A 26,658-nucleotide genomic window follows, 5' to 3' on the forward strand; every position below is an offset into this window, starting at 1 on the left:
CTTCCGCAACGCCGAGAACCAGCGGCTCCGAACACGCTGCGTCACCACCCGCCGAGCCCGCGGACACCTCCGCACCGCTCAACTTTGAAGACCCGGCAAGGCGCCGAAGCTCATCAAGCTGCCAAACGGCCAGATCCGTTGCCGTCGCAGCGACTTGGACGCGTGGTGGACCAAGCACGAGATCTCAGCCTGACCACTGACCGACCCGATGGGGCCCTGCCATGCGGCAGGGCCCCATCCCCGTGAGGAGAGCAATGCACAGCTACGACGTGCGCATTTGGAGCGTCCGGAAGCGTCCGAGCAAGGCCGCCCCGTTCCAACTCCGCTGGCAAGTCGACGGGACGGAGCATCAGGAGAGGTTCACCACCAAGACGCTTGCCGACGCCCGCCGCGCGGAACTCCTGACCGCGACGCGCAAGGGCGAGCCGTTCGACACCGAGACGGGTCTACCAGTCTCGGAGGTACGCGAGCGGAACCGCACGAACTGGTACGCGCATGCCCGCTCGCACGCCGCGCGAAAGTGGCCGACCGCTGCGGCGAAGCACCGCGCGAGCATCGCGGAGAGCCTGACCATCGCCACGATGGCACTGTGCCCCGACGGGAAGGGACGTCCCGCGGACGACCTCTTGCGCCGGGCGCTCTACCGGTGGGGATTCAACGCCGGACGCCATGACCAGGAGCCGCCGGAAGCGGAGTCCAAGGCGTTGGCGTGGGTGGCACACAACGCGCCGGCCGTGGTCGACCTGGACAGCGCGAAGCGAGTGCGTACGGTGCTGGAGGCCCTAGCCAAGCGCAAGGACGCCAAGGCCGCCGCAGCCAACACGTTCCGGCGTCGCCGCGCGGTGCTGAGCAACTGCCTTCGACTCGCCGTGGAGCAGGAGCTGTTGCCCGGCAACCCGCTCCACCGAGTGCACTGGGAGACCCCCAAGGCAGTGGAGGAGCTGGACGTACGCAGCGTCGCCACACCGGCACAGGCGCGTGCGCTACTGGACGCGGTCCGCGCGCAAGGACCGCGCGGCGCCCACCTGGTCGGCTTCTACGCATGCATCTACTACGCCGCGATGCGACCGGAGGAGGTGTCCATGCTGAGCGCTGAGCACTGCGAACTCCCCGCCGAGGGTTGGGGACGGCTCATGCTCGCGGGCGCACGGCCGCAGGTGGGGTCCGCCTGGACCGACGACGGCAAGCCGTACGAGGAGAGGCAGCTCAAGCACCGGGCCCGTCGCGCGGTCCGTCCGGTGCCCATTCCGCCGGTCCTGGTCGCCATCCTGCGGGCTCACCTCGAAGCGTTCGGCACCCCGGCCGAGGGGCAACTGTTCAGCGCTGTGCGGGGCGGGCCAGTCCGATCACAGGAGTACGGCGCCGTGTGGAAGGAAGCGCGAAAGAAGGCACTCACCGCCGCGCAGGTGGCCTCTCCCCTGGCCGCCATCCCGTACGACCTGCGGCACGCCTGTGTGTCGTTCTGGCTCCGTTCCGGGGTCAGTCTGGCCGAGACCGCCCGGCGGGCCGGGCAGAGCGTCGCAGTCCTTCAGCGCTACTACGCCAAGGTGCTGGACGGAGAAGAAGCCAGGATGAACGCGCTGATCGAGCAGGGGTTGGCGGAGCAGGAAGGCGGGCCTGACGTGCCCTAGATCCTGGCCGCAGGTTGGCCGCACGCGCTGGTCAGAGGCGGGATACCGGCGAGCCAGGGTGAGACAGGGCATAACCAGAGAGGGCGCCCCGTGTTCGGGACGCCCTCTCTGACCTGCACATCTATGACCTGTGCGGAGGCGGTGGGATTTGAACCCACGGTGACATCGCTGCCACGACGGTTTTCAAGACCTTTCGGGGGTCGGGCGGGCCGACTGCTCCTCCGCAGGTCAGACGGCTACCGGTACCCCGGCGGAGCCGCCAGCGTCACCGCCGTGCCCGCTACGTGCCCCAGGGGCGGGGTCGTGCCCGCTCAGCCACCCGTCACAACGGGAACGATCACTGCGGCGATAGCCGACAGCAGGCCTCCCACAGCGAGAGCGCCGTTGAACTTCTCTTTGGCCGTGGGAAACACAGATCGGCTCACATTCCCGACCTTGCTGCGCAGAACAATCATCTTGACCTTCTGCCACCTGTGCTGACGCTTCGAGCACCCCATCAACACGCCGTAGGCGTTGTTGCGGCAGTAGGTCTGCCCATCCCGGTTGACCGCCCCACACCAGACCGGCACCTGGAAGCCCGCGTAGGCCGAGACGCCGACCGACAGAGCCACGATCACCGACAACGACCATTGCTGGCTCCAGGCAACGACCAAGGCAGCGGCCACCATGTAGCCCCAATACAGACGCACCACTTTCCCCATGAGTACGCAGAGTAGTGGGGCATATGCGCAGAGCATAGATGCGAATTGGACATGCACACAGGCGCGCCAGCTTCGGAGGTCACGGAGTAGTGGGGCATCACGAGGTGCTCAAGTGCCGCACGGCGCGACGCCCCTGACCGCGCTGCTGGCCAGGGGCGTCACAAAGAGGGAGACGTGTCAGAGCGGCTTATGCCCTTCAGGAGAGGGGGTCCCCTCTTGCCCTCCGAGCCATGCATCGGCCGCTGCGGCCACCTGGTCGTCGCGGCCGGCGACCGGCCGGGCGTAGTGCCGGGTCGTGACGCTCGCGTTCGAGTGGCCGAGGCGGTGAGCGGCGGTCATCACGCCGTACCGGTCGGCGACCCAAGTGCCGTGCGAGGCACGGAGATCGTGCGGGGTGACGTCGGTCAGCCCGGCCGCCGACACGGCAGGGTCGAAGTAGGCCTTGCGCCACTGGTTGTAGCGGAGGGGCTTCCCCGCCGGAGTGGTGAACAGGAGCGCGTCATCCCCGCCCGGCAAGGTCTCCAGGTGCCGGCCGAGCCGCTTCGCGAGCGACGGGCCGATCCGAAGGAGCCGCTTCTGATGCGTCTTCGGGGTGTCGAAGACCAAGGTGCCGTTGGCTTCGGCCAGGTTCTCGTCGACCAGGACGAAGCCGCCGGAGACGTCGATGTCCACACGGCGCAGGGCGAACGCCTCGCCAACTCGCAGGCCCGCGTACGCGAGAAGCGCGATCAGCAGGTCATGCGGCTTGGCCGCGCTCCGGACGATCCGTGAGGCTTCGAGGGGGGTGAGGATGTGTGGCTCCGTCTGCGGCATCCGAGGCAGCTTCACGCCCCGGCACGGTGTCTGCGGGATCATGTCGTTGTCGACGGCAGCCCGCATGATCTGCGACAGGACCCGGTACGCCTGCCTGATCCGGGACGCGCTGAGCCCCCTGGACTTCATGCCGCCGACCCACTCGGCGACGGTGATCGGTCGGAGGCTCGACAGCTCACGATCGCCGAGCGTCGGATTGATCAGCGAGTTGATCAGGGACCGGTACGAGGCCTGTGTCTTGTGCTTGAGCTGAGGCGAGACGGCGGCGAGCCACCGGGCCGACCAGTCGCGCACGGTCGTCTGCCCCTCGGCCGGGTCGAGCCACCGCCCGTCCTCGATCTCGATGCGCTTCTTCATCAGCCAGCGGTCCGCGTCCGTCGACGTGGCGAAGGTCCGGTCAGCGGCGCGCAGCACGCCGTCAGGCCCCGGGTACCGGGCCTGGAACCGGCCGGACGGCAGCTTGCGGACACGGCCGAAACTCCGGCGGGACTTGCGCTTGCCGGGCATCAGGCAGCCCTCCGCAGCACGACCGGCGCCACGGTGTTGGCCTCCACGTACGCCTGTACCGCGCTCTCGGGGATGCGGACATGCCGGCCGACCTTCACGAAGGTGATGCGACGTTCCTCGATGAGACGGCGGGGGAAGCGAACGCCCGTGCCGAGACGTTCGGCCACCTGGTCCAGGGTGAGGAGTCGCTCCACGGTCACCACTCCCTCTCGTCGACGGGCAACGCGGCCAGGGCCTCACGGGCGGTCTCTCGGTTGAGCCGGATGCCACGGGCGATGGTGGCGGCGAGGGCCGACCCACCGGGGGTGTGGCCGTGTCCGGCGTACTGCCAGTCCGCCAGGACGAGGACGCTGTCCGGCGCCCGGTCGGACAGGTCGAGGACGGCGGTTTCCCGGGCCGCGCGGTAGTCGGCACGGGCCTGTCGGAGGGCTCCGAGGGTGGTGGAGTAGCTACGGGACTTCGAGGAGAAGTGACCGCGGAAGCCGAGCATGTGGGCCCAGGCCCAGAGGCGACGGTCCGGATACACCTGGTCCAGGTCGCGGCACGCGGTGATGAGCCGCCGGGTGTGGTCGGGAACCCGGTGGCGGTCGAGTTCGGCGAGTTCAGCGATGCGACGGTCCAACGTGCCGGTGTTCTCGGCCGCCTTGGTCGAGTACTTCGCGACGTAGGAGGCGACGGCCTGTTCGGTGATGTCGGACCCGTCCCCGAACGCCTTCACCGGCCGGACGTCGAGTTGCGTCCCCCAGCGGAAGGACCGCGCCGGTTCATCACCAGCGGCCGGGACCGAGACCGATGTGTAGGTATGCGCCGCAGCCGCGCGGATGGCATCGGTGAGCAAGCCGACCGTGGCCCAGGCGGGCGGCGGCGACCCGGCACCGTCCGGCCCGTCGAGCCGGATCACGGCATGGAAGTGCAGGGCCCCGCGCTTCTGGAACTCCGCGACCTTGCCGTACGAGACGCGCAGGCGGTCGGCGAGTTCACGGCGGGAGAGGCCGCCGCGGGCGGCGATCTCGCGGCGCAGCCGGGTGGTGAAGCGCTGCCAGAGCTGCCCGGCGTGGTTGTTGAACAGCACGGCGCCGGCGTAGTCGTACGTCGCCGGGTCCCGGGCCGTGCCCAGGTCGGGCGCGTCGGGGGTGTGACGGGTGCCGCAGCGGCAGACGCCGCGGTCGGGTCGGTTGTGGACCGGGCCGAAGGACGGGGCGGTAAGGGTGGCGAAGACGCGCGGGTGATCCCGGACGCTGACAGGGACGTCCCGGCGGTCGTCACCGGCCAGGCCCGCGCGGATGAGGTGGTATGTGTCGCCCGCGTAGGTGAAGGCGCAGGACGGGCAGCGCGAGGCCCGGCGGTTGCCGCAGGCGAGGCGGAGGCGTCCCCCAGGCTCGTCGGCGGTGGAGTAGTGGTGCAGGGTCTCGCCGGTGGTCCGGTCCTTATGGAGGGTCCAGCCCGTCAGATGTACGGGGTCGGAGCAGCCGCCGGTACGCCGGACCTGGTCCTCCCAACGGACGTAGTCCGGGGCCGAGGCCACCCGCAGCAAGTCGCCGAGGGTGATGGGGTCGAGCGGGGTTTCCGTAGAGGGAGTGGCGCGATGCGCCATGCTGGGTACTTCCTTCCGGTTGCGACATCGGAGAGGGACGGCTCCCGGGCGGCGGATGCTTGGCGGTATCGAGGCCGCCCGGGAGCCGGTCAGCGGCGTTTGGCGTCGGCGTTGACGAGCGAGCGGATCACCACGGCGCAGACGGCGACCGAGGCGCCCGTGATCGCGACCGCGAGCAGCAGGGAGACCAGGACGGCTCCGACGACCAGGACGACCGCCGTGCCACCGCCGACGAGGGCGAGGGCCGTACCGGGCGTGAGCTGGATCGTGGGATGGTTCGAGGCCGGGACGGGCGTGACGGCCGACGACGGGACCGAGGCCGAGACTGCGTCCCCGGGCGCGATCGTGGTCGGCTCGATGGCGGCGGGTCGCGCGACCGAGCCGGAAGGCTGAGGCATGGTCGGGAGCTTGGGCCGGAACATGAACGGTTCTCCTCCGCTGGCTACTTGACGGCGGTGTCGATGACGGGGGCCAGGAGGCTGTCGGCGAGGAGGTAGCCGCCGAGGAGAAGCACGGCGATCAGCCACCAGGGCGGGCGGATGAGCTTGACGCCGAGAACTCCGACGCAGAGCAGGGCGAACCAGAGCGGGACGTCCATGGCGTGGCCTCCTAGCGGACCTTGCAGCGGTGGGTGCGGGCGGCGAGCTGGGCGGCGGACCGGCTGGAGTAGTCGGCGGACCAGCCGCAGCCGTCCGAGCCGCACACGGCCGCGTGCTTGGTACGGCCGTCGCGGTCGCGGTGGGTGCCGATCTGCACCGGGCCGATGCGCATCACGGAGTGGAAGAAGTCGCGGGCGGGCATGTCAGTCGGTCTCCTCTCGGGTCGTGGCAGGGTCGGTGAAGGAGGCGCGGATACCGGCGGCGGTCGCCGGGTCGACGGTGAGGCGGGCGGCTTCCTCGGCAAGGAGGTGGGCGAGGTACGGCCGGCCCACGGCGGTCATCTCGCGGGCGCTGTCGAGGTAGTCGGCGGCGGTCAGGTCGGCGGGGTCGATGGGCACGACGATGGATTCCTTCCGGTCAGGCCGGTCCGGTCAGTCGGGCGGCGATGGCATCGGCCAGTTGTGGCGGGAGCCCGAGGCGCAAGCGGAGGGTCTCGGCGTCGATCCGGGCGCCGGTACGGGCGAGGTGTTCGTCGGCGACCTTCCGGGCGTGGTCGACCAGCGCAGTCGGGACCGCTACGGCGGGGGGTGTCTCATCTGTGGACACGGCAGCAGCCGGTACGGGCATCGGGGCCGCGGTGGGTCCGGGAGCCGGGTCCGGTTCGGAACTGGAATCCGGTACGGGCTCCACCTGAAGCGCGGGCCCCGGAGCGGCTGGGGCGGACGACGCCGGGACCGCCGAGGGCGCCGAGGGCGCCGAGGGCTGGTCAACGGGTGAATGGGCAAGGAGCGTGCCACCCATGAAGGCCAGCGCGGGCCAGGCGGCGACGAGGATGCGCAACCAGTCAGGCACGTCGTCCAGGTCGAGGAGCCCGGCGGTGGCGACGTTGGCACCGAGGGACGCGACCAGGGCGATGACGAACCAGCACCAGGCCAGCCGGGACGGCCCACCGGTACGCAGTCGTCGCCAGGCGGCGACCAGGAGAAGGTCGACACTGACCGGGTAGGCCCAGGCTTTCCAGCCGTCCTGTCCGGCAGCGGCGGCGAGGTCGTGCAGGTGGGCGAAGGACAGCGCCCCGGCGATGACGGCCTGAACAAGCACGGCGTCGACTCGGAGAGCGGGGCGGGCCATCACGGACTCCTTCCTGTGATCAGGCATGGCGGGGGTAGGGACCCGGCGCGGAGGGCGGTCGCGCCGACCGTGGGAGGGGGTTCGATCAGGTGGCGGCGGGCGCTGTCTTGGACAGCGGCAGCCGTGCCGAGGGCACTGAGGCCACCGAGGGCCGGAAGGCGGCCAGGACCGGCAGGTCGGGGGTGCGATCCGCGTACCGGTTGCAGATGTTCACGGCGTGGCGCAGCGAGGTGTGCGGGGCCCGGATGCGATGCCAACCGCCAGTGGAATCCCCGGCGATAGCCACCCCACGAGTCTCGGCAGGGATCTGGATCGCGGCCAGGACGGCATCCGGGGCGATGTCGCCGAAGGCCATGTTGGCGCTGGTCTCGTCGTTGACGCGGTGGGCGGTTCGGCCGGTGAGCTGGGCGCGAAGCATGGTGATGCCCTTGCCGAGTTCGGACCCGAAGCGCTGCCCGCAGATCTCCAGGTAGATGCCGGCGGCCCGGCCGAGCTGGGCGAGACGGACGAGGGCGGTGATGATCCGGTCCCGCCGCTTCTCCTCCTCCTTGTTCGCGAACAAGGCGAGTTCGGCGACTTCATCCACCAGGACGACGACCGGCACCGGCCGCAGAGACTCGGGAAGGTCCCAGATGTCAGCGGCGATCTCGCCGTCCGGCACCCCCACGCTGATCCGCTGCTCGGCCCGGATGAGCTGGTAAACCTCCCCCATGTGGGAAACCAGCGCTTCCAGCACCTCAAGTGCGGTGTCCTGGTTGTCCGCGAGCGCGGAGAATCGACGAGCCAGCGGGAACAGTTCCACACCTTGCTTGCAGTCGATACCGACCAGGGCGACGCGCTGAGCCGCGAGCCCCGCGACGAGGTTGCGCTGATAGACGGACTTGCCGGACTCCGTGGCACCGAGGGTGAGCGCGTGCGGGACGGCCCGGTAGTCGCGGTAGTGGACGGACCCGTCCTCGCGCAGAGCGACCGGGACGCGCATCGGCCGGCTGTCGGTGCGGGCGGGCATCTGCACCCGCTTGAGCACGTCGTAGCCGGTCATGCGGATCTCGACCACGCCCGAGCGCAGCTCACGCGACGTCACGCCGTACATCCCGAAGGAGTGGCGCAGCCGGTCCGTGGCGGCGGCGACGTCGAAGGCGTCCTGTCCGGGACGGAGCTTGAGTCGGAGAACCAGCCCCGTACGACTCGGCCTCAGCCGCTGAATGCGGGGCGGGCGGGACTCTGGCACCGGACGGTTGGCCATCCGAGCCAGGGCGAGCCTCCAACGCGAGGGCGGGACCGTCAGGCCGCAGGCGTCCATGACGGAGGCGTAGCGGACCAGGACCCGCAGGACGGCGAAGGTGACCCCGAAGGTCATCCAGTACCAGGCGGGACGCCGCCACCGCAGGAGACCCGCGGCGACGACGACCATCAGCAGTAAGACCGTCGGCCAGGTCATGGCTCAGGCCGCCTGAGCCGCAGGGCCCGCAACGGCCAGCGAGGTGACGGCGACCGCGCGGAAGGCGATGCCGTGCCGCCTCTGACCGTTGAACTCGTTCTCCCACGGCCGGGCGATCAGTCCCGTGAGGGCCACAGGGGTGCCCATGGCCAGCTCACCGGAGATACCGGTCTCCGGGACGGTGACGGACAGGATCTCGACCTCTTCGTTCGCCGCGAACATCACGTCCACGGTCATGAGCTTGGCTCCGGTCTCGGCGTCGACGGCGATCTCACCGGTACGGCGGTCCCGCACCTTGAGCTGCGGGGTCTTGGCGACCATCACGATCGCGGCGGAGGTGTCGACAGGGATCTGACGCATGAAGGGATTACTCCTCTACAGGGGTTGCAGTCCGTCACTCATGTACATGAGTGACATGAAGAAGAGTGCACCACTCCTATACATGAGTCAACCCGCCGCGGCTCAGAAGTCGCGACGGGCTGTGAGGAGTTGAGTGAGCGTCAGTCGTCGGCAGGAATCCGATACTCGAAAACGAACTGGTCAGCAGCCATGAGTGTGTCGCACACCTCCACCACGAGCCCAGCCGTCGTACGAGCCTCCCGGACGAGATGAACCACCGGCGCACCAGGACTGAGCGCCAGCTCCGACGCTTCTCCCTTGGAGGCCGGCCGCGCTTGCAGCGTCTCGACGAACTCGGCGAACTCATGCCCGTGGTCTTCGAGTCGGGCATAGATGCCACCGCCGCCGGGGTTCTCGGCGAACAGTTCCGGGATCTCCTTCACGACGTCCCACGGGAGGTACGACGTCGCTGTCTCGACCGGAGTGCCGTTGCGGAAGTAGAGGCGCCGACGCGCCAGCACCTGCGTACCGACAGGGACGCCAAGCCGCCCGGCGGCATCCTCCGGGGCCTCCACGGGCCCGATGTAGAGGACGCTCACCTTGGCCGTGGCACCGGACTGGGCCGACTCCGCGAGGTAGGCGGCCTTGCCGCCCTGCCGCAGGGAGCGCCGGAAGCGATCGGAGGAGCGATGCCGCACCGGAGGCCGGTCCTTCACGATCGAGCCTTTGCCGTGCCGGGTCTCGACGAGCCCGCTCGCCCGCACCTCGGCCATGGCCTTTCGAATGGTGCCGCCGGACACACCGTAACGCTCCACCAGCTCCGACTCACTCGGCACCATGTCACCGGGCTTGAGCACACCAGCCCTGATCTGCTGGACGATCTCGTCGGCGATCTGCACGTAACGAGGCCCGGACCGGTCCCCTCCCACCGCAGTTCCCATAGTCCTTCTCTGCCTCCTATGCTCCTGTACATGAGTCAATCACAGGAAGCGACACCGACGCCGCTGCACTCCGTATCCGTTGCCGGGGTCGTGGTGCGCGAGGACGGCCGCCTCCTGGCGATCCGCCGAGCCGACAACGGCACGTGGGAGCTCCCCGGCGGCGTACTCGAACTCCAGGAGACCCCGGAAGCCGGCGTAGCCCGCGAGGTCTTGGAGGAGACCGGCATCCACGTCGAGGTGGACCAACTCACCGGCGTCTACAAGAACACCACCCGAGGCATCGTCGCCCTGGTCTTCCGCTGCAAGCCGTCCGGCGGCACGGAACGCACATCGAGCGAGTCGACCGCGGTCTCCTGGCTCACGCCCGATGAGGTCAGCGAGCGCATGTCCGAGGTCTTCGCGGTCCGCCTCCTGGACGCGCTGGACGACAACGGCCCCCACGTACGCAGCCACGACGGCAAGCGGCTCGTCCCAGCGGGATAAGACTTTCCCTACTTCATCAAGGCGGCTCGCTCCGCTCCCCGCGCGCAGGCCCGGCCCCCGGCCGGGCCTGCGCTCCTGTCTCCGCCCCGCTCCAGCCCGGCCGACGCCCGTGCCGCGCTCTCAGCAATCAGCCGCTTGAAGCCAGAGAGGGATACGTCGTGGCTGGGGCGATCGGCTCCGCGGCTTTACGCGTCATTTGCAATTCGCAGAGAGCTCATGACTAAATAGGCCTCTCCGTCAATATATTCCGGATCAACGTCGAACGCCTCCTCGCTATCCTCGAATTCACCGTCTGCCGATTCCAGGTCAGGGAAGGTCATTAAATCAGAAGCCATGGGCCAGCGCTCTTGCCAGTCGCCGTACTGCCTAACATAATCCAGGCCACATCCGAGCAAGTAGGAATCAAGGCCATCGGAATGGAAGAGATGCCGATCCAGTACTACCTTGAATTTCTCATCGGCCGCCTCAAGAATCTCCTCTTTAACGAAGGCGTCCACAAATTCTGAAAGTTGTAGCGCATACATCGCCGCCGTAAAGAGGCCGCTTTCTTGTCGATCTCGATTGAATAGGGCAGTCAAGCCTTCCAGTTTGACGGATTCATGGAGCGCTCGAACCCTTGCATGCCGGGATTCATGCGTGAGTCGAATTAAGTGCTGAATATCGTCAAGATTGCGAGCATCGTATACACAACCTTGTATCGACAACCTGTCCGCAACCTGCTGCGCCAAATCCGAGAGAGCTAGGTCTTGCGCGATCCGGAGGCAGACGACCAGCCGCCCGGCTCTGTCGTAGCTAGCCGTTTCACGGCGATCCAGCGTGGCTAGAGCGGCTCTCTCCAAGTCGGCAGCGTGGGGCATCAAATTGACCTTGACGGGAGCCTCTACATCGCAAGGTCCGGTGTGAGCATCCCAAAGATGAACGACTTGATCAAAAGAGTAAGGATTACTCAAAACCCATTGAACCAAATCAGGTTCATTTGCCAGTTTGGCGAGCATAAAATCATTTACAGAAGGATTAGCAAACTCTACTTGTCTCCTATAGGGCATCGCAACGACCTTCACGAAAGTTCCCTCAAGCACCTTTAGGCCGCTTCGGAAATTGGCCACACTGCCAGCCCTGCACTCCAAGAAGGCTTGCTCAAGCGAGGCCGCAGAAGATTCCGAGCCCATGGAGAAGAGTAGGACAAGAATTTTTCTTTCACTGTCCCCCAACTGATGATCGAAAATATGCCGCCACAGCACCATAGGATCATCGAGAATATTCATGAGCTGCGACTTTGGAGTGCCTCGGTCAGGATTGTAGGGAACGGAAAATACATTAGAGAGAGCCCTGGGGTTGAAATTTCTATGCCTAATAATTGGACGATAGGTTTCCGGTTGCGCGAAATCCTCCTTGACGAAGGACGGCCAATCCGACCAGTGCACGTGATTATAGAGAATCTGTGCTTTTTCTTCGAGAGTGAAGGCGCCTAGGTCAACTAGAAACGTCAAAGGATCTAGGTTTTCGCGATCGAGCCGCTCGTAACGTTGGCGCGCTTGCTCCAAGATATAGCCGCGAGTTGTACAGACCAGCCGCTTGTTCGGCTCTCGCCGCACCCGTCGCATCACCGAGAGGAGGCGACCATCCTCATTCTTATATAGTTTATTTCCTAGCGAGCTCTGCCCGAGGAAGTCATCATAAATGAAGAGCTGAGGACTCTTGTCATCCCAGACTCTGTAGATATCTTCTACGTTCTCGGATACTTCAACAAGCTCGAAACCCTTGCTCGCATAGCGTGCACAGATCACCTGAGCCAGCGTTGTTTTCCCCACCCCAGGCGGACCGGAGAGGAGGACGACGTGATTTTTCTCGACGAATTGCATCGCTTGTCGAAGGTTTTTGCTGGGCACGTACGTCCGTAAAGTATCCTTCACGTCGTCAGCTAGATGCAGTGACCGTCGAATGATGTTTCTCGAAATGGCAGCCTCGAGGATTGTCGCATCGTTCAGCCACAGCCTGATGTGCTTGCGGATGATATCTGGGTGATCCCGCAAAGTAGAAGTGATCTCATCGATACCGAAAATGTCACCCTCGTTCATGATGTGTGGCTGAAATTCCGCGGTCAGCTTTGCCTTTGCGGCTGGCGTCATTTCAACTGAAGTGGCAAGGATGTAACGTGTCGGACTAAGACGGCGAACCTTTACTAGCTCTTTCTCGATTAGATGCTTGAAGAGCTTACTTCTACCGCTCTTCATCCAATGCTTGCACTGGATGATTACTTTCTCCCCGCCTGGACCTATATATCTAAGGTCAATACCCCCGTCGGGTCCGCTGGTGAAGATTTCCAGTCGTACGCCAAGAATCCGCTCAAAGAGATCCTTACAGAGACTTTCGAAATCAAAATCAGACAATTTCTGAAGATCGAGTAGATCCACAGAACCTCCCCGTCCCGACGAGACGCCAAGCGCCAACAGGAGATCGTAGCGCTTCATGTCCCAACGAAAGCCCTGTTCGCCTGTGCGGTCACTGTGATGAAGGCTTTGGTGAGGTGGTCGACTTCGAAGCTTCCCAAGCTGCCTTGAGGAGCCCGGCCCCGGAGTGGCCCCACGGCCCAGCTGGAGCCACTTGCTCTGGTCCACGGCATAGCAGCGTGGCTGAGGCCGGTGAGGGTGCAGCGAGGCACACGCGTGCGTGATCGGTCGGAAGTCCCGCCGTCCTGGCTGACTGTCGTCGACTCAGGCGCAGTCACTCCGAGGCGCCAGCGCCGCCAAGGGACGTTCGAGGCGAAGAGACCGTGCCATTCGCGTGCCAGATCCTGCGGGGAATCACGGGGAACAGCGGAGGTGGCCACGACTACGGGAAAGGCTCCCGGACCCCTCTGCGCAGGTCATCCCAGCATCCGCCGCCAAGAAACCCAAGCTTCCCAAGCTGAGGGCTCAGGCAATGTTGTTCCGGGCTGACCGTCCTTGCGTAGTCGATGTCGTCGGCATCGTGGCTGAGGCTGGTGGGGGTGCAGCGAGGCACACGCGTGCGCAGTCCGTCGGCGCATCCGGCGTCGTGGCTGACTGTCGTCGGCTGAACTTCAAACGGGTGAAGGTGGGGTCTCGCGTCGTCGGTGGGGGCATGTCCGTGCGAGTCAGGGCAGCGCGGAGGGAGGAGAGTCCAGGTGGCATCGGACTCCCCTCCCTCCGTTCAAGAGACGGCCGATCGGCGGGGGCGCGTTTGACGCCGTCAGACGCCGTCAGGTTCGTTCGCGGCCAGGAGGTGGCCGCGGCTGGTCGCGACGCGGAGGACTTCTCTCAGAGCTCCGGTCAGATCCTTCGCCAGCAGTCGTACGTTCTCCGGGCCCGCGTCCCGGTTGTCGAGGGTCGTGGAGGCCTCTTCCAGCAGCTCGGCCGCTGTGCCGAGCTGAATGGATTCGATGTTGTCCGCCAGGCGGGACATATAGCCGTCCCGGTTGTCGGTGCTGAGGTAGCAGGGTTTGCCGTCCGGCCCGGACCAGGGGAGGAGGCGCAGGCCGCTGTCGGGGGTCATCTTTGGGTCGGCCTCTCGTCGGTCACGTGATGGGTGGTGAAGACCGCGTCGACACGGTCCCCGGGGAACACCAGGAGGGCTGCCTCAACGACGCGTGTGGCGTTGTCCGTTGCGATGCGTGTCACGGCGAGGACGGCCGTTCCCGGATGGATCTGCAGGGCTGATGCTTCGTCCGGTGTCGGGAGACGGGCACTCACCGTCTCCCTGATCTCGGACGGCGTTGGCGCCAGCACGGCGAATCTCGTGAGGGTACGGCCGGCGAGATCGCTGTCCTGGCGTAGGCCGGGCAGTGCCAGGTCACTGGGGACGTAGATGCGGGCCAGGCTGTGCGGTGCGTCCCGCTCGTGGCTGACGCACGTGAACTCGGTGAGCGGGGTGTCCGGTGGCACGGACAGCATGGATGTCAGGTGACCGCGTGCGGCGACCGCAGCAGTGCGCACGGTGACGCGGAGCGCCGTTTCGGCCGCTGTCCACGGGTCCAGGGTGCCCCAGCCACCGACGTACATGATCTTGCGAAGGGGGTGACGGACGAAGTTGCCTCTGCCGTGGATCTTCTCTACGAGGCCTTCGCGTTGGAGCAGCGCGAGTGCGTTCCGGAGCGTTGACGTGCTCACCCTGTAGTGAGACGCCAAGTCGGTTTCCGAGGGCAGGCGTTCGCCAGGGCCGAAGCAGCCGGTCGTGATCCGCTTCCGCAGGTCGTCTGCGATGCCGCGGTGGCGGGAGGTGGCGGACATGGTCACCGCCTTCTCAGGAACCGTACGGCCATCAAGCGGGTCCGGCTGTTGATCGTGAGCAGTTCTCCCGACTCGAAGAGGAGTTGCTTGCTGCCATGGGGCAGTTGGAAGAGGTTGGCCACGCGGCAGGCCCGGCCGCCTACCTGGATGACGTCGCCACGCTGCACGGTCACCGAGGTGATCTCAATGTTGTGCGCCAGCACACCGAAGGGCGCCTGTCCTCTCACCGGTCCGCCTCCTTGGGCTCAGACCCGTCGAGGATCGTGTGACAGTCGCAATCGCAGGCCTCGTAGACGACGGGAACGTCCACGGGCCCGGAGGCCGGGGAGGACTCCGCGCAGGCTTCGTGCGTTCCGATCCGGCATGCCGTCGATCGGTAGGAGGGTTCGGTGGGCGGGATGTGGGGCTGATGGTCAGGGAGGGGCATCAGCGGGCCCCCGCCAGGGTCGCCCAGGTCTCGGGCTCGGTTGTCAGGTGTGGCGCGATGATCGCCGAGTGTCGACGGGTGCGCCGCTCCCAGGCCAGTACGTACGGGCGGACAAGTGCGACGTCCTCCCCGCGCAGCAGCGCCGTGTGCTCGGAGCGGTGGCTGCGCTCCGGGCGTCGGGCAGGCTCAACGGTCGGCCGGCCAAGGAGCGGGTGCGGGTACGGTGCGACATCGACCGTCGGTCGGTGGGGCGTTAAGGGGCGGCGGTGCCTGCCCCTGCTGGCGTGCCGCAGCCCTCTGGCTCGTGAGAGGGCGCGGCGGATACGGTCGAGCATGCTGCTCAGCTCCTATCGCTGATGGCTCGGTCCCCCGGCATCGCCCGCCGTGGGGACCGTTTTGCGTACGACCGCCCAGAGCGTGCGGTCGTTCAGGCTGGTGGCGAGGAGGCCAAACCGGTCGGCGTCGGCCACCACGTCCAGGACCTCCCGCCAGGACTCGGCGGTGAGTGATTCCGGTACGTCCGCTTCGACCGTCGCGTGGCGGGCGTGCTCCTCCACGCGTGGCGTAAGCCCGAGGGCGGACAGCCGGGCGGCGATGGCCGCCGCACTGACTTCCGAATCGGGCACAGGGCAGCCTCCGTCACCGGCGAACACTTTGAGTGAAGCTAGTTAACTAGATTAGAGCTAGTGGACTAGATTTTCCATATGCCTGAGCAGCCGCCCTATCTCCGCATCGCCGACGAACTCCGGCGGCGGATCTCGGAGCACGTGTGGGAGCCGGGCGACCGGCTGCCCTCCCGCGCTCAGATCGGCCAGGAGTGCGGCGTCGGCGACAACGTCGTCCGTCGCGCTCAGGAACTCCTGATCTCCCAGGGCGTATTGGAGGGGCGTGCCGGTTCGGGCACGTATGTGGCAGAGCCCCGGCAGCGGGTGCGGATGGTTCGCTCAGCGGCGCGTGAGCAGCCCGACGGATCGCCGTTCCGCGCGGACATGAAGGCCCTCGGCAGGCAAGGCGGTTGGGAGAGCCGGACCGATGCCAAGGTTCCGGCACCGGCAGAGATCGCGGTCCGGCTCGGTCTGGCCGAAGGCGATCTGTGCGTCCGGACCACGTACGAGTTCCTGGCCGACGGCAAGCCTGTGCAGCTGTCGACCAGTTGGGAGCCCTACGACCTCACCGCCGGCACTCTCGTAGTCCTCCCCGAGGGAGGGCCCCACGCCGGGGCAGGCGTCGTGAACCGTATGGCCGCCATCGGCGTCACGGTCAGCCACGCCGTGGAGCAGCCGGAGCCCCGCCAGGCCACTGCCGAGGAAGCGTCGTTGCTCGGCATCCAGAAGGCCGCCCTTGTCACGCACATCCGGCGGACGTACTACAGCGACCAGGGGCGGCCCGTGGAAACCGCGGACATCATCGTCCCCGCCGCGCTCTGCGAGATCGTCTACGAGGTTCCCGTCTCTCGTTAGACGGACGCCCCCAGCCATCGCCCAAGCCTCAGTCGCGCGTGCCCCTTCCGTGCCCCTTCCGTGCCCGATCGGACGGGGAACCCCAGGGAACACCGGGCAACCACGGCCCCGGACACGACAACGGCCCCCGACCCAGTTCCCCAGGTCAGGGGCCGTTCTCGCTGCTAGCTGTGCGGAGGCGGTGGGATTTGAACCCACGGTGACATCGCTGCCACGACGGTTTTCAAGACCGTTCCCTTCGGCCGCTCGGGCACGCCTCCCCGCGTCGCCCCCGGTGGGGCGGGCGGCGCGGGGACAAGAGTAACGGGTTGGCCGGGCAGGGCGGGGGTCAGTTGTCGCCGGTGCGGGAGCCGAGGGTGAGTTCGGTGGTGTTCGTCCGGCCGTTGCGCTCGTAGGTAATGGTGACCTTGTCGTCGGGCTGGTGGGTCCAGATCTCGCCGATCAGGGTCGGACCGGAGTCGATGACGTGGTCGTCGAGCTTGGTGATCACGTCGCCGGGCTTGAGGCCGGCCTGTGCGGCGGGGCCGCCCGACTCGACCGCGGCGGAGCCGCCCGCGCCGGTGTCGGTGATCTTCGCGCCGCCGGTGGACTCCTCCAGCGAGACGGAGGCACCGATCTTGGCGTAGACGGGCTTGCCGGTCTTGATCAGCTGCTGGGCGACGTACTTGGCCTGGTTGATCGGGATCGCGAAGCCCAGGCCGATCGAGCCGGACTGGCCGGAGCCGCCGAAGCCGCCGTTGCTCGTCGACTGGATCGCGGAGTTGATGCCGATCACATTGCCCTTGGCGTCCAGCAGCGGGCCGCCGGAGTTGCCCGGGTTGATGGAGGCGTCGGTCTGCAGGGCGCTCATGTAGGAGGCCTGGCTGCCCGAGCCGTCGCTGGAGGCCACCGGACGGTTCTTGGCGCTGATGATGCCGGTCGTGACCGTGTTGGACAGACCGAAGGGCGCGCCGATGGCGATCGTGGAGTCGCCGACCGCCACGTCGTCGGAGTTGCCGAGGGTGAGCGGCTTCAGGTCCGAGGGCGCGTTCTTGAGCTTGATCACCGCCACGTCGTAGCCCTGGGCGTGGCCGACCACCTCGGCGTCGTACTTCTTGCCGTCGGGGAAGACCGCCGAGAGCTTGCCGCCGTCGACCGCGTCCGCCACGACGTGGTTGTTGGTGACGATGTGGCCCTCGGTGTCGAACACGAAGCCCGTGCCGGTGCCGCCCTCACCCTCGCTGGACTCCGCCTGGATCGTGACCGTGCTCGGCAGCGCCCTCGCCGCGACGCCCGCGACCGTGCCCGGGTCGCGCTTGAGGTCGCCGCCGCTGTCCGCCGCGCTGACGGTGGTGGAGCTGGTGTCGTCGTTGTTCTTCGCCAGGGCGTAGCCGAGGCCGCCGCCCAGGCCGCCCGCGACCAGCGCGGCGACCAGCACCGCGGCGAGCAGACCGCCGCGGCCGCGCCGCTCCGGCCGGGGCGCGCCGGGCTGGTACGAGGCGCCCCAGAGCGTGCCGGAGTCACCGGAGCCGCCGCCGGGGAGCGGGGTGGTGGGTGCGGCGTCGTGCGCCCCCGGGGCCGGCGGGGGTGGCCAGCCGCCCTGCGCGCCCTGGGCGCCGTACGGAGCGGGCTGCGGGGCGGTGTGGTGCGCGGCCGTGTCCGCCGGGGCCGGGGCGCCGTACGCCGGAGCGCCGTACGCCGGGGCCTCGGGGGCCGGAGCGCCGTACGCCGGGGCCTCGGGAGCCGGAGCGCCGTACGCCGGGGGCTCGCCGTACGCCGGGGGCTGCTGGGCGGTCGGGGCCGTACCGCCGTGGACCGGGGGCAGCTGCGCCGTCGGGGCGGAGTCGCCGTAGACCTGAGGCTGCGGAGCCGTCGGGGCCGGGTCGCCGGGCGGCGGTGTCCCGGGCGTCGTCGGGGAGGCGCTCTCCGGCGCCTGCGGGGAGGACGCGGGAGTGTCCACCGGCACAGGAGGTGCGGACGGGGCCGGGGGAACCGCGGTGCCCTCGTTCTCGGTGCTCACAGCTTCTCTCCTCGTTCCACTGCTGTCGTCGCTGCGCAGACGCAATTTTTGTATGCGGTCAGCTTTTCCCACGGGCCGTCAGAGCACCATAAGCCGAGCCTGTGCGTCCGGGGTCATCCTTTATATAGGACCTTTTTCACTTAACGGCCACCCTGCCGAGGCCGTCAGGGTGCCACTCGGACGTCACACCTACCCCCGGACGGTGGCACCATGACGCGGTGACCCACGCACCACAGCACCATCCCCAGATCGTCGCCCACCGCGGCGCCTCCGAGGACGCCCCGGAACACACCCTGGCCGCCTACAAGAAGGCGATCGAGGACGGCGCCGACGCCCTGGAGTGCGATGTGCGGCTGACCGCGGACGGACACCTCGTTTGTGTGCACGACCGTCGTGTCAACCGTACGTCCAACGGCCGCGGCGCCGTGTCCGCCCTGGAGCTGTCCGAGCTCGCCGCCCTCGACTTCGGCTCCTGGAAGCGGGGCGGCCCGGATGAGCCCGACTGGGAGTTCCGCCCGGAGGACCCGGCCGACACCTCCGTGCTCACCCTGGAGCGGCTGCTGGAACTGGTCTCCGACGCCGGACGCCGGGTGGAGCTGGCCATCGAGACCAAACACCCCACGCGCTGGGCGGGCCAGGTCGAGGACCGGCTGCTGCTCCTGCTGAAGCGGTTCGGGCTGGACGCCCCGGCCTCGCCCGAGGAGTCCCGGGTGCGTGTGATGAGCTTCTCGGCGCGCTCGCTGCACCGGGTGCGGGCCGCGGCGCCGACCCTGCCGACGGTCTATCTCGTGCAGTTCCTCTCCCCCCGGCTGCGCGAGGGCAGGCTGCCCGCCGGGGTGCACATCGCGGGCCCCTCGATCCGGATCGTGCGCAACCACCCCGCGTACGTGGAGCGCCTCAAGCAGGCCGGTCACCAGGTCCACGTCTGGACCGTGAACGACCCCGAGGACGTCCGCCTCTGCCTCGACCTCGGCGTCGACGCCATCATCACCAACCGCCCGCGCGCGGTGGCGGAGATTCTCGGCCGCTGAGCGGAGCCGGAGAATCCCTCGGCCGCGAGCGCGCCCACGGCCGGAAAGCGGCCCGTCGCCCGCGCGAGAGCCTCCACCCGCGACCGTTTCCGACCCCCTCCGACCGGACATATGCCTCCGATGATCACGGGGTGTGCACCGGCGCGTTCGTTCCGTGATCGATCGTGGCGAGTGCGTCACCGGAACGTGATTGGCCGGTTTCCGGTACAGGCCAATGGGGCATTCACACCGTGGCGTGGGGCGAAGGAGGTCTCGGGGGTGGCGTTGGTGGTAGCACAGGAGGTGCCCACGTCGTCGAGCATGGCCGTACCCCATGGCCCTGCGGGCGTGGGGGAAGCGAGGCACCGCATGCGCTATCAGTTGCGCACGGGCGGTGTGGCGGAATCGGTCATCGACGATGCCGTACTGATCCTTTCCGAGCTGTTGAGCAACGCGTGCAAACACGGTCGGCCACTGGGCGACGCCCTGGCCGGGGACGGCGACGTCCGGGCCGCATGGCGCGTGGACCCGGGCGGCCGGCTCGTGGTGGAGGTCACGGACGGGGGCGGTCCCACTCGCCCTGCTCCAGCCACCCCGTCGGTCACCGCCCACGGTGGCCGCGGGCTCAACATCATCACCGCCCTCGCCGACGACTGGGGTGTTCGGGACGACGCCCGCGGCGAGGTCACCGTGTGGGTCGTGGTCCACGACGACGTTCATGATCCGGATGCCGGGCGGCGCCGCGACGACTTCGCCACGCGTGTCATCGCCCCGTCGGTACCGGCCATCGTCGGCCTGGACTTCGCGGGCGCCTTCGACGACCTGGACTGACCCGGCCGGCACCGGCCCGAAGACGCCCGTGCCCGCACGCGCACAACGGCCCGCTCGTCCACAGTTCTCCCGTTGTCCACAACTCTCCCGTTGTCCACAGGGTCCCGTCGGTGGTGGCCCGAACGGCTAGGCTCCGCCCGTACGAGAAGAGCCGTAACCGGGAGACCCCACGATGGCCAAGAAGCGACCTCAGACGAAGGCCAACCAGCCCCAGATCACCGACGGAGAGATCCCGGTCGTCGGCGCCCGTGAGCCCTGCCCGTGCGGCAGTGGCCGCCGTTACAAGGCCTGTCACGGCCGGGCAGCCTCGCACGCCGCGACCGAGTTGGTGCAGCGCCCGTTCGAGGGCCTGCCGGGCGAGTGCGACTGGGTCGCGCTGCGCGAACTGGTGCCGGCCGCCACGGTCGAGCTGACCCTGAAGGACGGCCTGCCCGAGGGCGTGCCCTCGGTCACGCTCGCCACGGTGCTGCCGATGGCCTGGCCCGCCCTGCGCCGTGAGGACGGCTCGGTGCTGATCGGCCTGCAGAACGACACGGCGTCCGGCGACATCAGCCGCGACCTCGCCGACACCCTGCAGCGCGCGCTGGAGGCGGAGCCGGGCACCCCGGTGCAGGGCCGCCGCGCGCCCGCCGAGAGCCCGCGCCTTCAGGATCTGCTCGACCCGGAGGGCGCTTTCGAGCCGGTCGTGCACAGCGGCTTCGAGTTCTGGGTTCCGGACTCGGAGAACGCCACCGCGGACGTCACCGCGTCCCTGGAGCGGGCCAACGCGGCCGCCATCCCGACGGTGAAGCTGACCGGCGTGGACGCGGCGTACTGGTGCGAGACGCCGGAGAAGAACCACCTGCGGTGGGTCATGCCGCACCCGGAGGAGCGGCTTCTGGACGCCCTCGCGCGACTGCACGCCGCGGGCCGCTCCAGCCTCGGTGAGGGCACCCGGCTGGTGGGCTCCTTCCGTGCTCACGGGCTCACGGTCCCGGTGTGGGACCTGCCGAGCGGGGTCGGCGCGGAGGACGTGGAGAAGCCGGCCGCCGAGTTCGCCGAGCGCCTCGCCGCCGCCCTCGCGACGGACGCCCCGCTCACCCCGGAGGAGCGCCGGGCCCGCGGCGGACTCACCAACCGACAGGTCACGCTGAGCTGACGCACGACGGGCCGTCCGGGGTCGGCTGACCGACCGGTCAGCCGACCCCGGACGGCCCGAAATCGATGGGAGCGGTCACAACTCCCCCTCGGACAAGGCTCGATCGGTGTCCGAATAGCCGAGGGAAAACGGAGATCGAATTTGCGAACAGCCGATCTCTTGTTACGGTTCCAGTAGCCCGGTTGCTGGTGCATCCCCCGTCGCCAGCAACCGGGTCTCTCCATGTCCGGGCCCGCCCACGAAACGCGGTCGCAGGCCAGCCAGCCGTGGGGGAACGGCAGTTGACCGACAGACCGCCGAGATCCCTCGCGGCCCGCACGGGCGCCGCGGCCACGGGACCGTACCGCCGGTGCCCCAACAGGCGGCGTTCGCCCCGCGCAAACGTTGCAGGCCGGGGCGCTAGGAGTTGCTGCCGGACCGCAGCAGCAGCGGACCGTCGGCCCCCGTCCCCGCGAACTCGGCGACCGCGGTGTACGCCGCCGCCTGGGCCAGGGTGCGCTCGCGGGGCGTGTCGCAGGACGCCGGTTCGTCCCCCGCGCTCACCGCACAGTGCATCTGCACGGTCCGCTCCCCGGGCCCCATCAGGCTCAGCGCCGCCTGGAGCGGCTCCCCGGTGGCGTTGCGGTAGTACGTACGCGCCCAGGTGTCCTCGCCCTGGGCCAGCACACAGGTCTGCGCCTCCACACCCTCGGGCGAGGTGAGTTCGGGTCCGCAGCGGGCCGCGGTGGCCGTGCCGAGGCCGAGCAGCAGGGGGGTGCGCGAGGGCGCTCGCACGGGGCCCTTCGCGTCGACGTCGGGCTCCCGCGAGGCCTTCGGGTCGCGGGCGGGCAGCCGTACGGTCGTGCGCTCCTCGTCGTCCGCCGGGCCCGCGGACGCCACGGCCAGCGGCAGCGCGATCGCGCACACCGCGACGCCCGCGAGGGCGAGCAGACGAAGGTTCATGAAGGGGACGATAACCAGCATGAACGGGCGCCCGGTTCGCCGCGCGCCCGACACCCCTACAACTCGGGCGCGCTCACACCCGTACGAGTGAGGGCGTCGACGACCGCGTCGACCACGGCCTCCACGTCGGGCACCCAGGGCGAGGCCGAACCCGGCAGCGGAGCGCGCTCCCAGCGGATGGCGCCCTGGCCGGTCGAGGACGGGGGCAGGGCGAGATAGCCGCCCTCGCTGTGGAAGCGCAGCGAGCCGGGGACGAAGTCCTTGGCGTAGAGCAGTTCGCCCAACTGCTCCATGCCGTACGGCCGCACCAGGATGGCCCAGCGGGTGGGCGCGGCGACGACCGGGCCGAGGCGCGTGCCGGAGCGGTCCAGGGCGTCGAGGGCACGGGCCGCGGCCGCGGCGGGCAGGCTCACCGCGCAGGGCGCCCGGCCGCCGGTGGCCAGCACGATCGGGGCCGTCGGCCGGTTGGTCCACCACCAGCGGACCATCCGCTCGTCCGTGGTCGCGGCGAGCAGAGCGGGGTCGAAGGGGTGCGCACCGGGGGTCGTGCACTCGGGGTCGGGGCAGCCGCAGCGGGACCGGTCCTGCGTGTCCGCCGCCACTCCGGGGAGCACCGGCCACTGCCATTGCGTGGCGAAGGTCAGGGCCGCGCCGATCAGCTCAGGCCTCCCGTCAGCACGCCGGGACAGGAGCCTGCGTCGCCTTCCGAGGATCTCGCGCATGAGCGCTCGTTCCTTTCCGTTGCACGCCTGGCAACACCGTGGGCCACATCTACACCATGTGTCGATCACTGAACTGTGCGTATCTGCTGGCGCATCACACCCCTGCGAGAAGCGCGGGGATCCCCTGCGGGTCGGGCGTCGGCCGTTTCGGTGGCCGGCGCGACCGGCCGACCGCTGCGGCCGGGCCGACCGTGCTCTCCGTACTCGTCTGCGTCCGTACTCGTCTATCAAAAGCACGGGCGTGGCGTGGGGTGGCGAAGTCTGGCGTTTTGCCGTCCCGCGTATTTCTCCGCCTCCGCCACGGGAGGATGGGACACGGTCGTCGGTGGCTAAGACGCCCGGGTCCGTCGCCAGGTTCCGGGTGGCCCCCAACCGCCCCTGGCCTTCTCCGAGTACGTACCCATCACGACCGCTGTGACGCTCCTGCGAGCAAGCCCAGTCGACCTCAATAGGGCGTTGCCCGAGTCAGTTTTAAGCCAACTTTGCCTTTCTGCAAGAGGAACGACCATCCATCCCGGAAACCACATGGACACCAGGAATCCCAGCAGGACAATGCTGGACATCCCCTCACGAGTGCGTGTACATGTGGAGACACTGCCAGCGGCGCAGAATGACCTGGGGGTTTTCGATGCTTTTGAGCAAAACGCACCGGTCGGAAAGCCGGACACCATGAACGCCCCGCACCCTCCGAAAGTGGCCGGAATCGATTCAACGGTTCCCGCGCCCGCACACACTGTCGCGCCCGCGCCGGCCGCCGCACCGGACGTCCCCCCGGTCCCCACCGGCCCGGGTGCCCTCCTCCAGGACCGCCTCGCCGGCTGGGTCTCGGACCTCACCACGCTCCACGAACTCACCGAACGCCTGGTCCGCACGGACGCGCTCACCGACGCCCTGCAGGAACTGCTGCGGGCGGGAGCCGCCCTGGTCGGCGCCCGGCGCGGACTCGTCGTCCTGGAACCCGGCGACGGCCTCGGCCCCCGCACCACCGTCGGCCTCGGTCTCGCTCAGGCCGATCTCGGCCACATCGAGACCGTGCCGCGCGGCTCGCTGTCGTACGGCGAACTCCTCGACACCCCCGCCGGACTCCCCGGCGGTGTGGCCGAGATCGTGCGCTCCGACCTGCTGGCCGAAGACGGTCTGGATCCCCGGCACCGGGAGGTGGCCCGCCGCCTGGGCTTCGCCGCCAGCTACGCGCTCCCGCTGTCCACGGAGGCGGCCGGCCGCCTCGGGGCCGCCGTGTGGCTGTACGACGAGCCGGCCGAGCCGGTGGAGCGACAGCGCCATCTCGTCGGCCTCTACGCCCGCTACGCCACCGAGCACATCGCCCGGCTGCTGGAGGTCGAGCGCACCCGCGCGTCCATGGCGACCATGTCGGAGGAACTGCTGCCGTCCCGGCTCCCCCGCGTCGCCGGCGTCCAGCTCGCCGCCCGGCACCGCACCGGCCCGCGCGGCGGCGGCGACTGGTACGACGCCCTGCCGCTGCCGGACGCGGCCCTCGGGCTGGCCGTCGGCTCGGTCACCGGGTCCGGGCCGAGCGCGGTCGCCGCGATGGGCCGGCTGCGTGCCTCCCTGCGGGCCTACGCCGTGATGGAGGGCGAGGACCCGGTCGCCGTCCTGTCCGACCTGGAGCTGCTGCTGCGGCTGACCGAGCCCGCGCGCTCCGCGACCGCCCTGTTCGCCTACTGCGAACCCGCCGCGCGCAAGCTCACCCTCGCCGGGGCCGGGCACTGCCCGCCGCTTCTGATCGGGGAGCGCCGCACCGAGTTCGCGGAGACCTCCGTCTCGGCCCCGCTGGGCATGCTGGCCTGCTGGGAGGCGCCGAGCGTGGAGATCCACGCCGATGCGGGAGAGACGGTTCTGCTGTACACCGACGGGCTGCTGCACCGCACCGGCGACCCAGTCGACCGCGCCTTCGCCCGGCTGCACGCGGCCGCCTCGGGCGTGCCCCGCGCCCTGCGCCGCGACCCCGAGGCGCTCGCCGACCACGTGCTGCGCACGGTGCTGCCGGACGGGGCGGACACGGCCGACAGCGAGGAGGACGTGGTCCTGCTGGCGGCACGCTTCGAGTAGGAATCCGCGTGACCCTCGATGGGCAGTGTGTAACAGGCCCAGCGGCTCTGGGCCCCCTTCCGCACGACCGTACGATGGGGGAGGTCCAGAGCCGTATCAAGGAGGATGACCGTGGCCGAAGAGCTCCCGGCTGTGCCCGAAGAAGCTGTTACCGCAGCGGGCCCGGAAAACTCTGAGGAAGAGCCGATCGAGCAGCGCAAGAACGGCCTGTACCCGGGCGTGTCCGATGAGCTCGCCGAGAACATGAAGTCCGGCTGGGCGGACACCGAGCTGCACGACCTTCAGCCGGTCGCCCAGGCCGAGCAGACCGCGGCGCGCCGGTCGGCGCTGTCCGCGCGCTTCCCGGGCGAGCGTCTGGTGATCCCGGCGGGCAACCTGAAGACCCGCTCGAACGACACCGAGTACGCCTTCCGCGCGTCCGTCGAGTACGCGTACCTCACCGGCAACCAGACCGAGGACGGCGTCCTGGTCCTGGAGCCGACCGCGGACGGTCACAAGGCGACGATCTATCTGCTGCCCCGCTCCGACCGGGAGAACGGCGAGTTCTGGCTGTCCGGCCAGGGCGAGCTGTGGGTCGGCCGCCGGCACTCGCTGACCGAGGCGGAGAAGCTGTACGGCATCCCCGCGTCGGACGTGCGTGAGCTGGCCGACCAGCTGCGCGAGGCGACCGGCCCGGTGCGGGTCGTACGCGGCTACGACGCCGGCGTCGAGGCGGCCCTGACCGACAAGGTCACCGCCGAGCGCGACGAGCAGCTGCGGGTCTTCCTGTCCGAGGCCCGGCTGGTCAAGGACGAGTTCGAGATCGGTGAGCTGCAGAAGGCCGTCGACTCGACCGTGCGCGGCTTCGAGGACGTGGTGAAGGTCCTCGACAAGGCCGAGGCCACCTCCGAGCGGTACATCGAGGGCACGTTCTTCCTGCGCGCCCGCGTGGAGGGCAACGACGTCGGCTACGGCTCCATCTGCGCCGCCGGTCCGCACGCCTGCACCCTGCACTGGGTGCGCAACGACGGACCCGTGCGCTCCGGTGACCTGCTGCTGCTCGACGCGGGTGTCGAGACGCACACGTACTACACCGCCGACGTCACCCGGACCCTGCCGGTCAACGGGCGCTACTCGGAGATCCAGAAGAAGGTCTACGACGCCGTCTACGAGGCCCAGGAGGCGGGCATCGCGGCGGTGAAGCCGGGCGCGAAGTACCGCGACTTCCACGACGCGGCCCAGCGGGTGCTGACCGAGAAGCTCGTGGAGTGGGGCCTGGTCGAGGGACCGGTCGAGCGGGTGCTGGAGCTGGGGCTCCAGCGGCGCTGGACGCTGCACGGGACCGGTCACATGCTGGGCATGGACGTGCACGACTGCGCCGCCGCGCGGGTCGAGACGTACGTCGACGGCACGCTGGAGCCGGGCATGTGCCTGACCGTGGAGCCCGGCCTGTACTTCCAGGCCGACGACCTGACCGTGCCCGAGGAGTACCGGGGCATCGGTGTGCGGATCGAGGACGACATCCTGGTGACCGAGGACGGGAACCGGAACCTGTCCGACGGACTGCCGCGCTGTTCCGACGAGGTCGAGGCGTGGATGGCGGGCCTGAAGGGGTCGCAGGGCTGACGTGCCCCGCGTGGGTGGCGGGGACCG

Annotated in this window: 28 protein-coding genes, 2 tRNA genes and 1 pseudogene; 9 read left to right on the plus strand and 22 right to left on the minus strand. The window is 68.9% G+C overall.

Annotation, left to right across the window (positions count from 1 at the left end; genetic code table 11):
* Positions 1 to 94: 94 nt before the first annotated feature.
* Positions 95 to 193 (plus strand): annotated as a pseudogene (locus ABZZ79_RS13955) (excisionase); the annotation flags it as partial.
* Positions 194 to 254: 61 nt separating this feature from the next.
* A complete protein-coding gene (locus tag ABZZ79_RS13960; protein WP_356689167.1) occupies positions 255 to 1,631 on the plus strand; it encodes a site-specific integrase in 1,377 nt (458 codons plus the stop codon).
* A 131-nt stretch (positions 1,632 to 1,762) separates the two neighbouring features.
* Here the strand turns inward: ABZZ79_RS13960 and ABZZ79_RS13965 are convergent.
* From ABZZ79_RS13965 to ABZZ79_RS14025, 13 genes are all read right to left on the minus strand, one after another.
* A tRNA-OTHER gene (locus tag ABZZ79_RS13965) sits at positions 1,763 to 1,856 on the minus strand.
* Between the two features lie 86 nt (positions 1,857 to 1,942).
* A complete protein-coding gene (locus tag ABZZ79_RS13970) occupies positions 1,943 to 2,332 on the minus strand; it encodes a hypothetical protein (RefSeq protein ID WP_356689168.1) in 390 nt (129 codons plus the stop codon).
* Positions 2,333 to 2,509: 177 nt separating this feature from the next.
* Positions 2,510 to 3,652, minus strand: a complete 1,143-nt coding sequence (locus ABZZ79_RS13975) for a tyrosine-type recombinase/integrase (protein WP_356689169.1) — start codon at positions 3,650 to 3,652, stop codon at positions 2,510 to 2,512.
* Complete coding sequence (locus ABZZ79_RS13980) at positions 3,652 to 3,855, minus strand: helix-turn-helix domain-containing protein (protein ID WP_356689170.1); 204 nt, start codon at positions 3,853 to 3,855, stop codon at positions 3,652 to 3,654. Before ABZZ79_RS13980 ends, ABZZ79_RS13975 begins: the two co-directional genes overlap by 1 nt.
* Complete coding sequence (gene repSA, locus ABZZ79_RS13985) at positions 3,849 to 5,246, minus strand: replication initiator protein RepSA (protein WP_356689171.1); 1,398 nt, start codon at positions 5,244 to 5,246, stop codon at positions 3,849 to 3,851. Before repSA ends, ABZZ79_RS13980 begins: the two co-directional genes overlap by 7 nt.
* A gap of 89 nt (positions 5,247 to 5,335) precedes the next feature.
* Entirely contained in the window at positions 5,336 to 5,668 is a 333-nt protein-coding gene (locus tag ABZZ79_RS13990; protein WP_356689172.1) for a SpdD-like protein, read from the minus strand.
* A 20-nt stretch (positions 5,669 to 5,688) separates the two neighbouring features.
* On the minus strand, positions 5,689 to 5,844 hold the full coding sequence (locus ABZZ79_RS13995) for a hypothetical protein (RefSeq protein WP_011030192.1): 156 nt from the start codon (positions 5,842 to 5,844) through the stop codon (positions 5,689 to 5,691).
* Between the two features lie 11 nt (positions 5,845 to 5,855).
* Positions 5,856 to 6,047, minus strand: coding sequence for a mobile element transfer protein (locus ABZZ79_RS14000; RefSeq protein WP_356689173.1), 192 nt, complete (start codon positions 6,045 to 6,047; stop codon positions 5,856 to 5,858).
* 1 nt (position 6,048) lies between these two features.
* On the minus strand, positions 6,049 to 6,243 hold the full coding sequence (locus tag ABZZ79_RS14005; protein ID WP_356689174.1) for a hypothetical protein: 195 nt from the start codon (positions 6,241 to 6,243) through the stop codon (positions 6,049 to 6,051).
* Positions 6,244 to 6,262: 19 nt separating this feature from the next.
* The gene (locus ABZZ79_RS14010; RefSeq protein WP_356689175.1) at positions 6,263 to 6,976 is read right to left on the minus strand and encodes a DUF2637 domain-containing protein; all 714 of its coding nucleotides are present in this window, start codon (positions 6,974 to 6,976) and stop codon (positions 6,263 to 6,265) included.
* Between the two features lie 85 nt (positions 6,977 to 7,061).
* Positions 7,062 to 8,417, minus strand: coding sequence for an FtsK/SpoIIIE domain-containing protein (locus ABZZ79_RS14015; RefSeq protein WP_356689176.1), 1,356 nt, complete (start codon positions 8,415 to 8,417; stop codon positions 7,062 to 7,064).
* A gap of 3 nt (positions 8,418 to 8,420) precedes the next feature.
* Positions 8,421 to 8,777, minus strand: coding sequence for a hypothetical protein (locus tag ABZZ79_RS14020; RefSeq protein WP_356689177.1), 357 nt, complete (start codon positions 8,775 to 8,777; stop codon positions 8,421 to 8,423).
* A 140-nt stretch (positions 8,778 to 8,917) separates the two neighbouring features.
* Complete coding sequence (locus ABZZ79_RS14025) at positions 8,918 to 9,697, minus strand: GntR family transcriptional regulator (protein WP_356689178.1); 780 nt, start codon at positions 9,695 to 9,697, stop codon at positions 8,918 to 8,920.
* Positions 9,698 to 9,715: 18 nt separating this feature from the next.
* Here ABZZ79_RS14025 and ABZZ79_RS14030 point away from each other — a divergent pair, with 18 nt between their 5' ends.
* Positions 9,716 to 10,180 carry an NUDIX domain-containing protein gene (locus ABZZ79_RS14030; RefSeq protein ID WP_356689179.1) on the plus strand — a complete coding sequence of 155 codons (465 nt, stop codon included), beginning with the start codon at positions 9,716 to 9,718 and terminating at the stop codon, positions 10,178 to 10,180.
* A 185-nt stretch (positions 10,181 to 10,365) separates the two neighbouring features.
* Here ABZZ79_RS14030 and ABZZ79_RS14035 read toward each other — a convergent pair whose 3' ends face one another.
* The 5 genes from ABZZ79_RS14035 to ABZZ79_RS14055 all read right to left on the minus strand — a co-directional run bounded on the left by ABZZ79_RS14035 (position 10,366) and on the right by ABZZ79_RS14055 (position 15,480).
* Positions 10,366 to 12,651 (minus strand): restriction endonuclease, encoded by a 2,286-nt coding sequence (locus tag ABZZ79_RS14035; protein WP_356689180.1) that lies wholly within the window; start codon positions 12,649 to 12,651, stop codon positions 10,366 to 10,368.
* Between the two features lie 739 nt (positions 12,652 to 13,390).
* Positions 13,391 to 13,693 carry a hypothetical protein gene (locus ABZZ79_RS14040; protein ID WP_356689181.1) on the minus strand — a complete coding sequence of 101 codons (303 nt, stop codon included), beginning with the start codon at positions 13,691 to 13,693 and terminating at the stop codon, positions 13,391 to 13,393.
* Positions 13,690 to 14,427, minus strand: coding sequence for a GntR family transcriptional regulator (locus ABZZ79_RS14045; RefSeq protein WP_356689182.1), 738 nt, complete (start codon positions 14,425 to 14,427; stop codon positions 13,690 to 13,692). Before ABZZ79_RS14045 ends, ABZZ79_RS14040 begins: the two co-directional genes overlap by 4 nt.
* Before the next feature lie 2 nt (positions 14,428 to 14,429).
* Positions 14,430 to 14,654 carry a hypothetical protein gene (locus ABZZ79_RS14050; protein ID WP_356689183.1) on the minus strand — a complete coding sequence of 75 codons (225 nt, stop codon included), beginning with the start codon at positions 14,652 to 14,654 and terminating at the stop codon, positions 14,430 to 14,432.
* 547 nt (positions 14,655 to 15,201) lie between these two features.
* The gene (locus ABZZ79_RS14055) at positions 15,202 to 15,480 is read right to left on the minus strand and encodes a hypothetical protein (protein WP_356689184.1); all 279 of its coding nucleotides are present in this window, start codon (positions 15,478 to 15,480) and stop codon (positions 15,202 to 15,204) included.
* Between the two features lie 78 nt (positions 15,481 to 15,558).
* On the opposite strand from ABZZ79_RS14055, the gene ABZZ79_RS14060 reads away from it, so the two are divergent.
* A complete protein-coding gene (locus tag ABZZ79_RS14060) occupies positions 15,559 to 16,314 on the plus strand; it encodes a GntR family transcriptional regulator (protein WP_356689185.1) in 756 nt (251 codons plus the stop codon).
* A 173-nt stretch (positions 16,315 to 16,487) separates the two neighbouring features.
* Here the strand turns inward: ABZZ79_RS14060 and ABZZ79_RS14065 are convergent.
* Positions 16,488 to 16,574 (minus strand) — tRNA-Ser (locus tag ABZZ79_RS14065).
* A gap of 68 nt (positions 16,575 to 16,642) precedes the next feature.
* Positions 16,643 to 18,313, minus strand: a complete 1,671-nt coding sequence (locus tag ABZZ79_RS14070; RefSeq protein ID WP_356689186.1) for a trypsin-like peptidase domain-containing protein — start codon at positions 18,311 to 18,313, stop codon at positions 16,643 to 16,645.
* Between the two features lie 218 nt (positions 18,314 to 18,531).
* Here ABZZ79_RS14070 and ABZZ79_RS14075 point away from each other — a divergent pair, with 218 nt between their 5' ends.
* From ABZZ79_RS14075 to ABZZ79_RS14085, 3 genes are all read left to right on the plus strand, one after another.
* Complete coding sequence (locus ABZZ79_RS14075; protein WP_356689187.1) at positions 18,532 to 19,344, plus strand: glycerophosphodiester phosphodiesterase; 813 nt, start codon at positions 18,532 to 18,534, stop codon at positions 19,342 to 19,344.
* 171 nt (positions 19,345 to 19,515) lie between these two features.
* Positions 19,516 to 20,154, plus strand: a complete 639-nt coding sequence (locus ABZZ79_RS14080; RefSeq protein WP_356689188.1) for an ATP-binding protein — start codon at positions 19,516 to 19,518, stop codon at positions 20,152 to 20,154.
* A gap of 172 nt (positions 20,155 to 20,326) precedes the next feature.
* Complete coding sequence (locus tag ABZZ79_RS14085; protein WP_356689189.1) at positions 20,327 to 21,292, plus strand: DUF5926 family protein; 966 nt, start codon at positions 20,327 to 20,329, stop codon at positions 21,290 to 21,292.
* 399 nt (positions 21,293 to 21,691) lie between these two features.
* Here the strand turns inward: ABZZ79_RS14085 and ABZZ79_RS14090 are convergent, their stop codons facing one another.
* Together ABZZ79_RS14090 and ABZZ79_RS14095 are read right to left on the minus strand one after the other, a co-directional pair.
* Positions 21,692 to 22,234, minus strand: coding sequence for a hypothetical protein (locus ABZZ79_RS14090; RefSeq protein ID WP_356689190.1), 543 nt, complete (start codon positions 22,232 to 22,234; stop codon positions 21,692 to 21,694).
* 56 nt (positions 22,235 to 22,290) lie between these two features.
* Entirely contained in the window at positions 22,291 to 22,956 is a 666-nt protein-coding gene (locus ABZZ79_RS14095) for a bifunctional DNA primase/polymerase (protein WP_356689191.1), read from the minus strand.
* 552 nt (positions 22,957 to 23,508) lie between these two features.
* Here ABZZ79_RS14095 and ABZZ79_RS14100 point away from each other — a divergent pair.
* Positions 23,509 to 25,026, plus strand: a complete 1,518-nt coding sequence (locus ABZZ79_RS14100) for a PP2C family protein-serine/threonine phosphatase (RefSeq protein WP_356689390.1) — start codon at positions 23,509 to 23,511, stop codon at positions 25,024 to 25,026.
* Positions 25,027 to 25,131: 105 nt separating this feature from the next.
* A complete protein-coding gene (locus ABZZ79_RS14105; protein WP_356689192.1) occupies positions 25,132 to 26,631 on the plus strand; it encodes an aminopeptidase P family protein in 1,500 nt (499 codons plus the stop codon).
* Positions 26,632 to 26,658: the final 27 nt, after the last annotated feature.

Source organism: Streptomyces sp. NPDC006458, assembly GCF_040612135.1.
In the GTDB taxonomy this organism is placed as follows: Bacteria; Actinomycetota; Actinomycetes; order Streptomycetales; family Streptomycetaceae; genus Streptomyces.

Bases quoted from the DNA above. Each gene is read 5' to 3' on its own strand.
- ABZZ79_RS13960 (WP_356689167.1), top strand. From the start codon at position 255: ATGCACAGCTACGACGTGCGCATTTGGAGCGTCCGGAAGCGTCCGAGC.
- ABZZ79_RS13970 (WP_356689168.1), bottom strand. From the start codon at position 2,332: ATGGGGAAAGTGGTGCGTCTGTATTGGGGCTACATGGTGGCCGCTGCC.
- ABZZ79_RS13975 (WP_356689169.1), bottom strand. From the start codon at position 3,652: ATGCCCGGCAAGCGCAAGTCCCGCCGGAGTTTCGGCCGTGTCCGCAAG.
- repSA (WP_356689171.1), bottom strand. From the start codon at position 5,246: ATGGCGCATCGCGCCACTCCCTCTACGGAAACCCCGCTCGACCCCATC.
- ABZZ79_RS13990 (WP_356689172.1), bottom strand. From the start codon at position 5,668: ATGTTCCGGCCCAAGCTCCCGACCATGCCTCAGCCTTCCGGCTCGGTC.
- ABZZ79_RS13995 (WP_011030192.1), bottom strand. From the start codon at position 5,844: ATGGACGTCCCGCTCTGGTTCGCCCTGCTCTGCGTCGGAGTTCTCGGC.
- ABZZ79_RS14000 (WP_356689173.1), bottom strand. From the start codon at position 6,047: ATGCCCGCCCGCGACTTCTTCCACTCCGTGATGCGCATCGGCCCGGTG.
- ABZZ79_RS14010 (WP_356689175.1), bottom strand. From the start codon at position 6,976: ATGGCCCGCCCCGCTCTCCGAGTCGACGCCGTGCTTGTTCAGGCCGTC.
- ABZZ79_RS14015 (WP_356689176.1), bottom strand. From the start codon at position 8,417: ATGACCTGGCCGACGGTCTTACTGCTGATGGTCGTCGTCGCCGCGGGT.
- ABZZ79_RS14020 (WP_356689177.1), bottom strand. From the start codon at position 8,777: ATGCGTCAGATCCCTGTCGACACCTCCGCCGCGATCGTGATGGTCGCC.
- ABZZ79_RS14025 (WP_356689178.1), bottom strand. From the start codon at position 9,697: ATGGGAACTGCGGTGGGAGGGGACCGGTCCGGGCCTCGTTACGTGCAG.
- ABZZ79_RS14030 (WP_356689179.1), top strand. From the start codon at position 9,716: ATGCTCCTGTACATGAGTCAATCACAGGAAGCGACACCGACGCCGCTG.
- ABZZ79_RS14035 (WP_356689180.1), bottom strand. From the start codon at position 12,651: ATGAAGCGCTACGATCTCCTGTTGGCGCTTGGCGTCTCGTCGGGACGG.
- ABZZ79_RS14040 (WP_356689181.1), bottom strand. From the start codon at position 13,693: ATGACCCCCGACAGCGGCCTGCGCCTCCTCCCCTGGTCCGGGCCGGAC.
- ABZZ79_RS14045 (WP_356689182.1), bottom strand. From the start codon at position 14,427: ATGTCCGCCACCTCCCGCCACCGCGGCATCGCAGACGACCTGCGGAAG.
- ABZZ79_RS14060 (WP_356689185.1), top strand. From the start codon at position 15,559: ATGCCTGAGCAGCCGCCCTATCTCCGCATCGCCGACGAACTCCGGCGG.
- ABZZ79_RS14085 (WP_356689189.1), top strand. From the start codon at position 20,327: ATGGCCAAGAAGCGACCTCAGACGAAGGCCAACCAGCCCCAGATCACC.
- ABZZ79_RS14090 (WP_356689190.1), bottom strand. From the start codon at position 22,234: ATGAACCTTCGTCTGCTCGCCCTCGCGGGCGTCGCGGTGTGCGCGATC.
- ABZZ79_RS14095 (WP_356689191.1), bottom strand. From the start codon at position 22,956: ATGCGCGAGATCCTCGGAAGGCGACGCAGGCTCCTGTCCCGGCGTGCT.
- ABZZ79_RS14100 (WP_356689390.1), top strand. From the start codon at position 23,509: ATGCTGGACATCCCCTCACGAGTGCGTGTACATGTGGAGACACTGCCA.
- ABZZ79_RS14105 (WP_356689192.1), top strand. From the start codon at position 25,132: ATGACCGTGGCCGAAGAGCTCCCGGCTGTGCCCGAAGAAGCTGTTACC.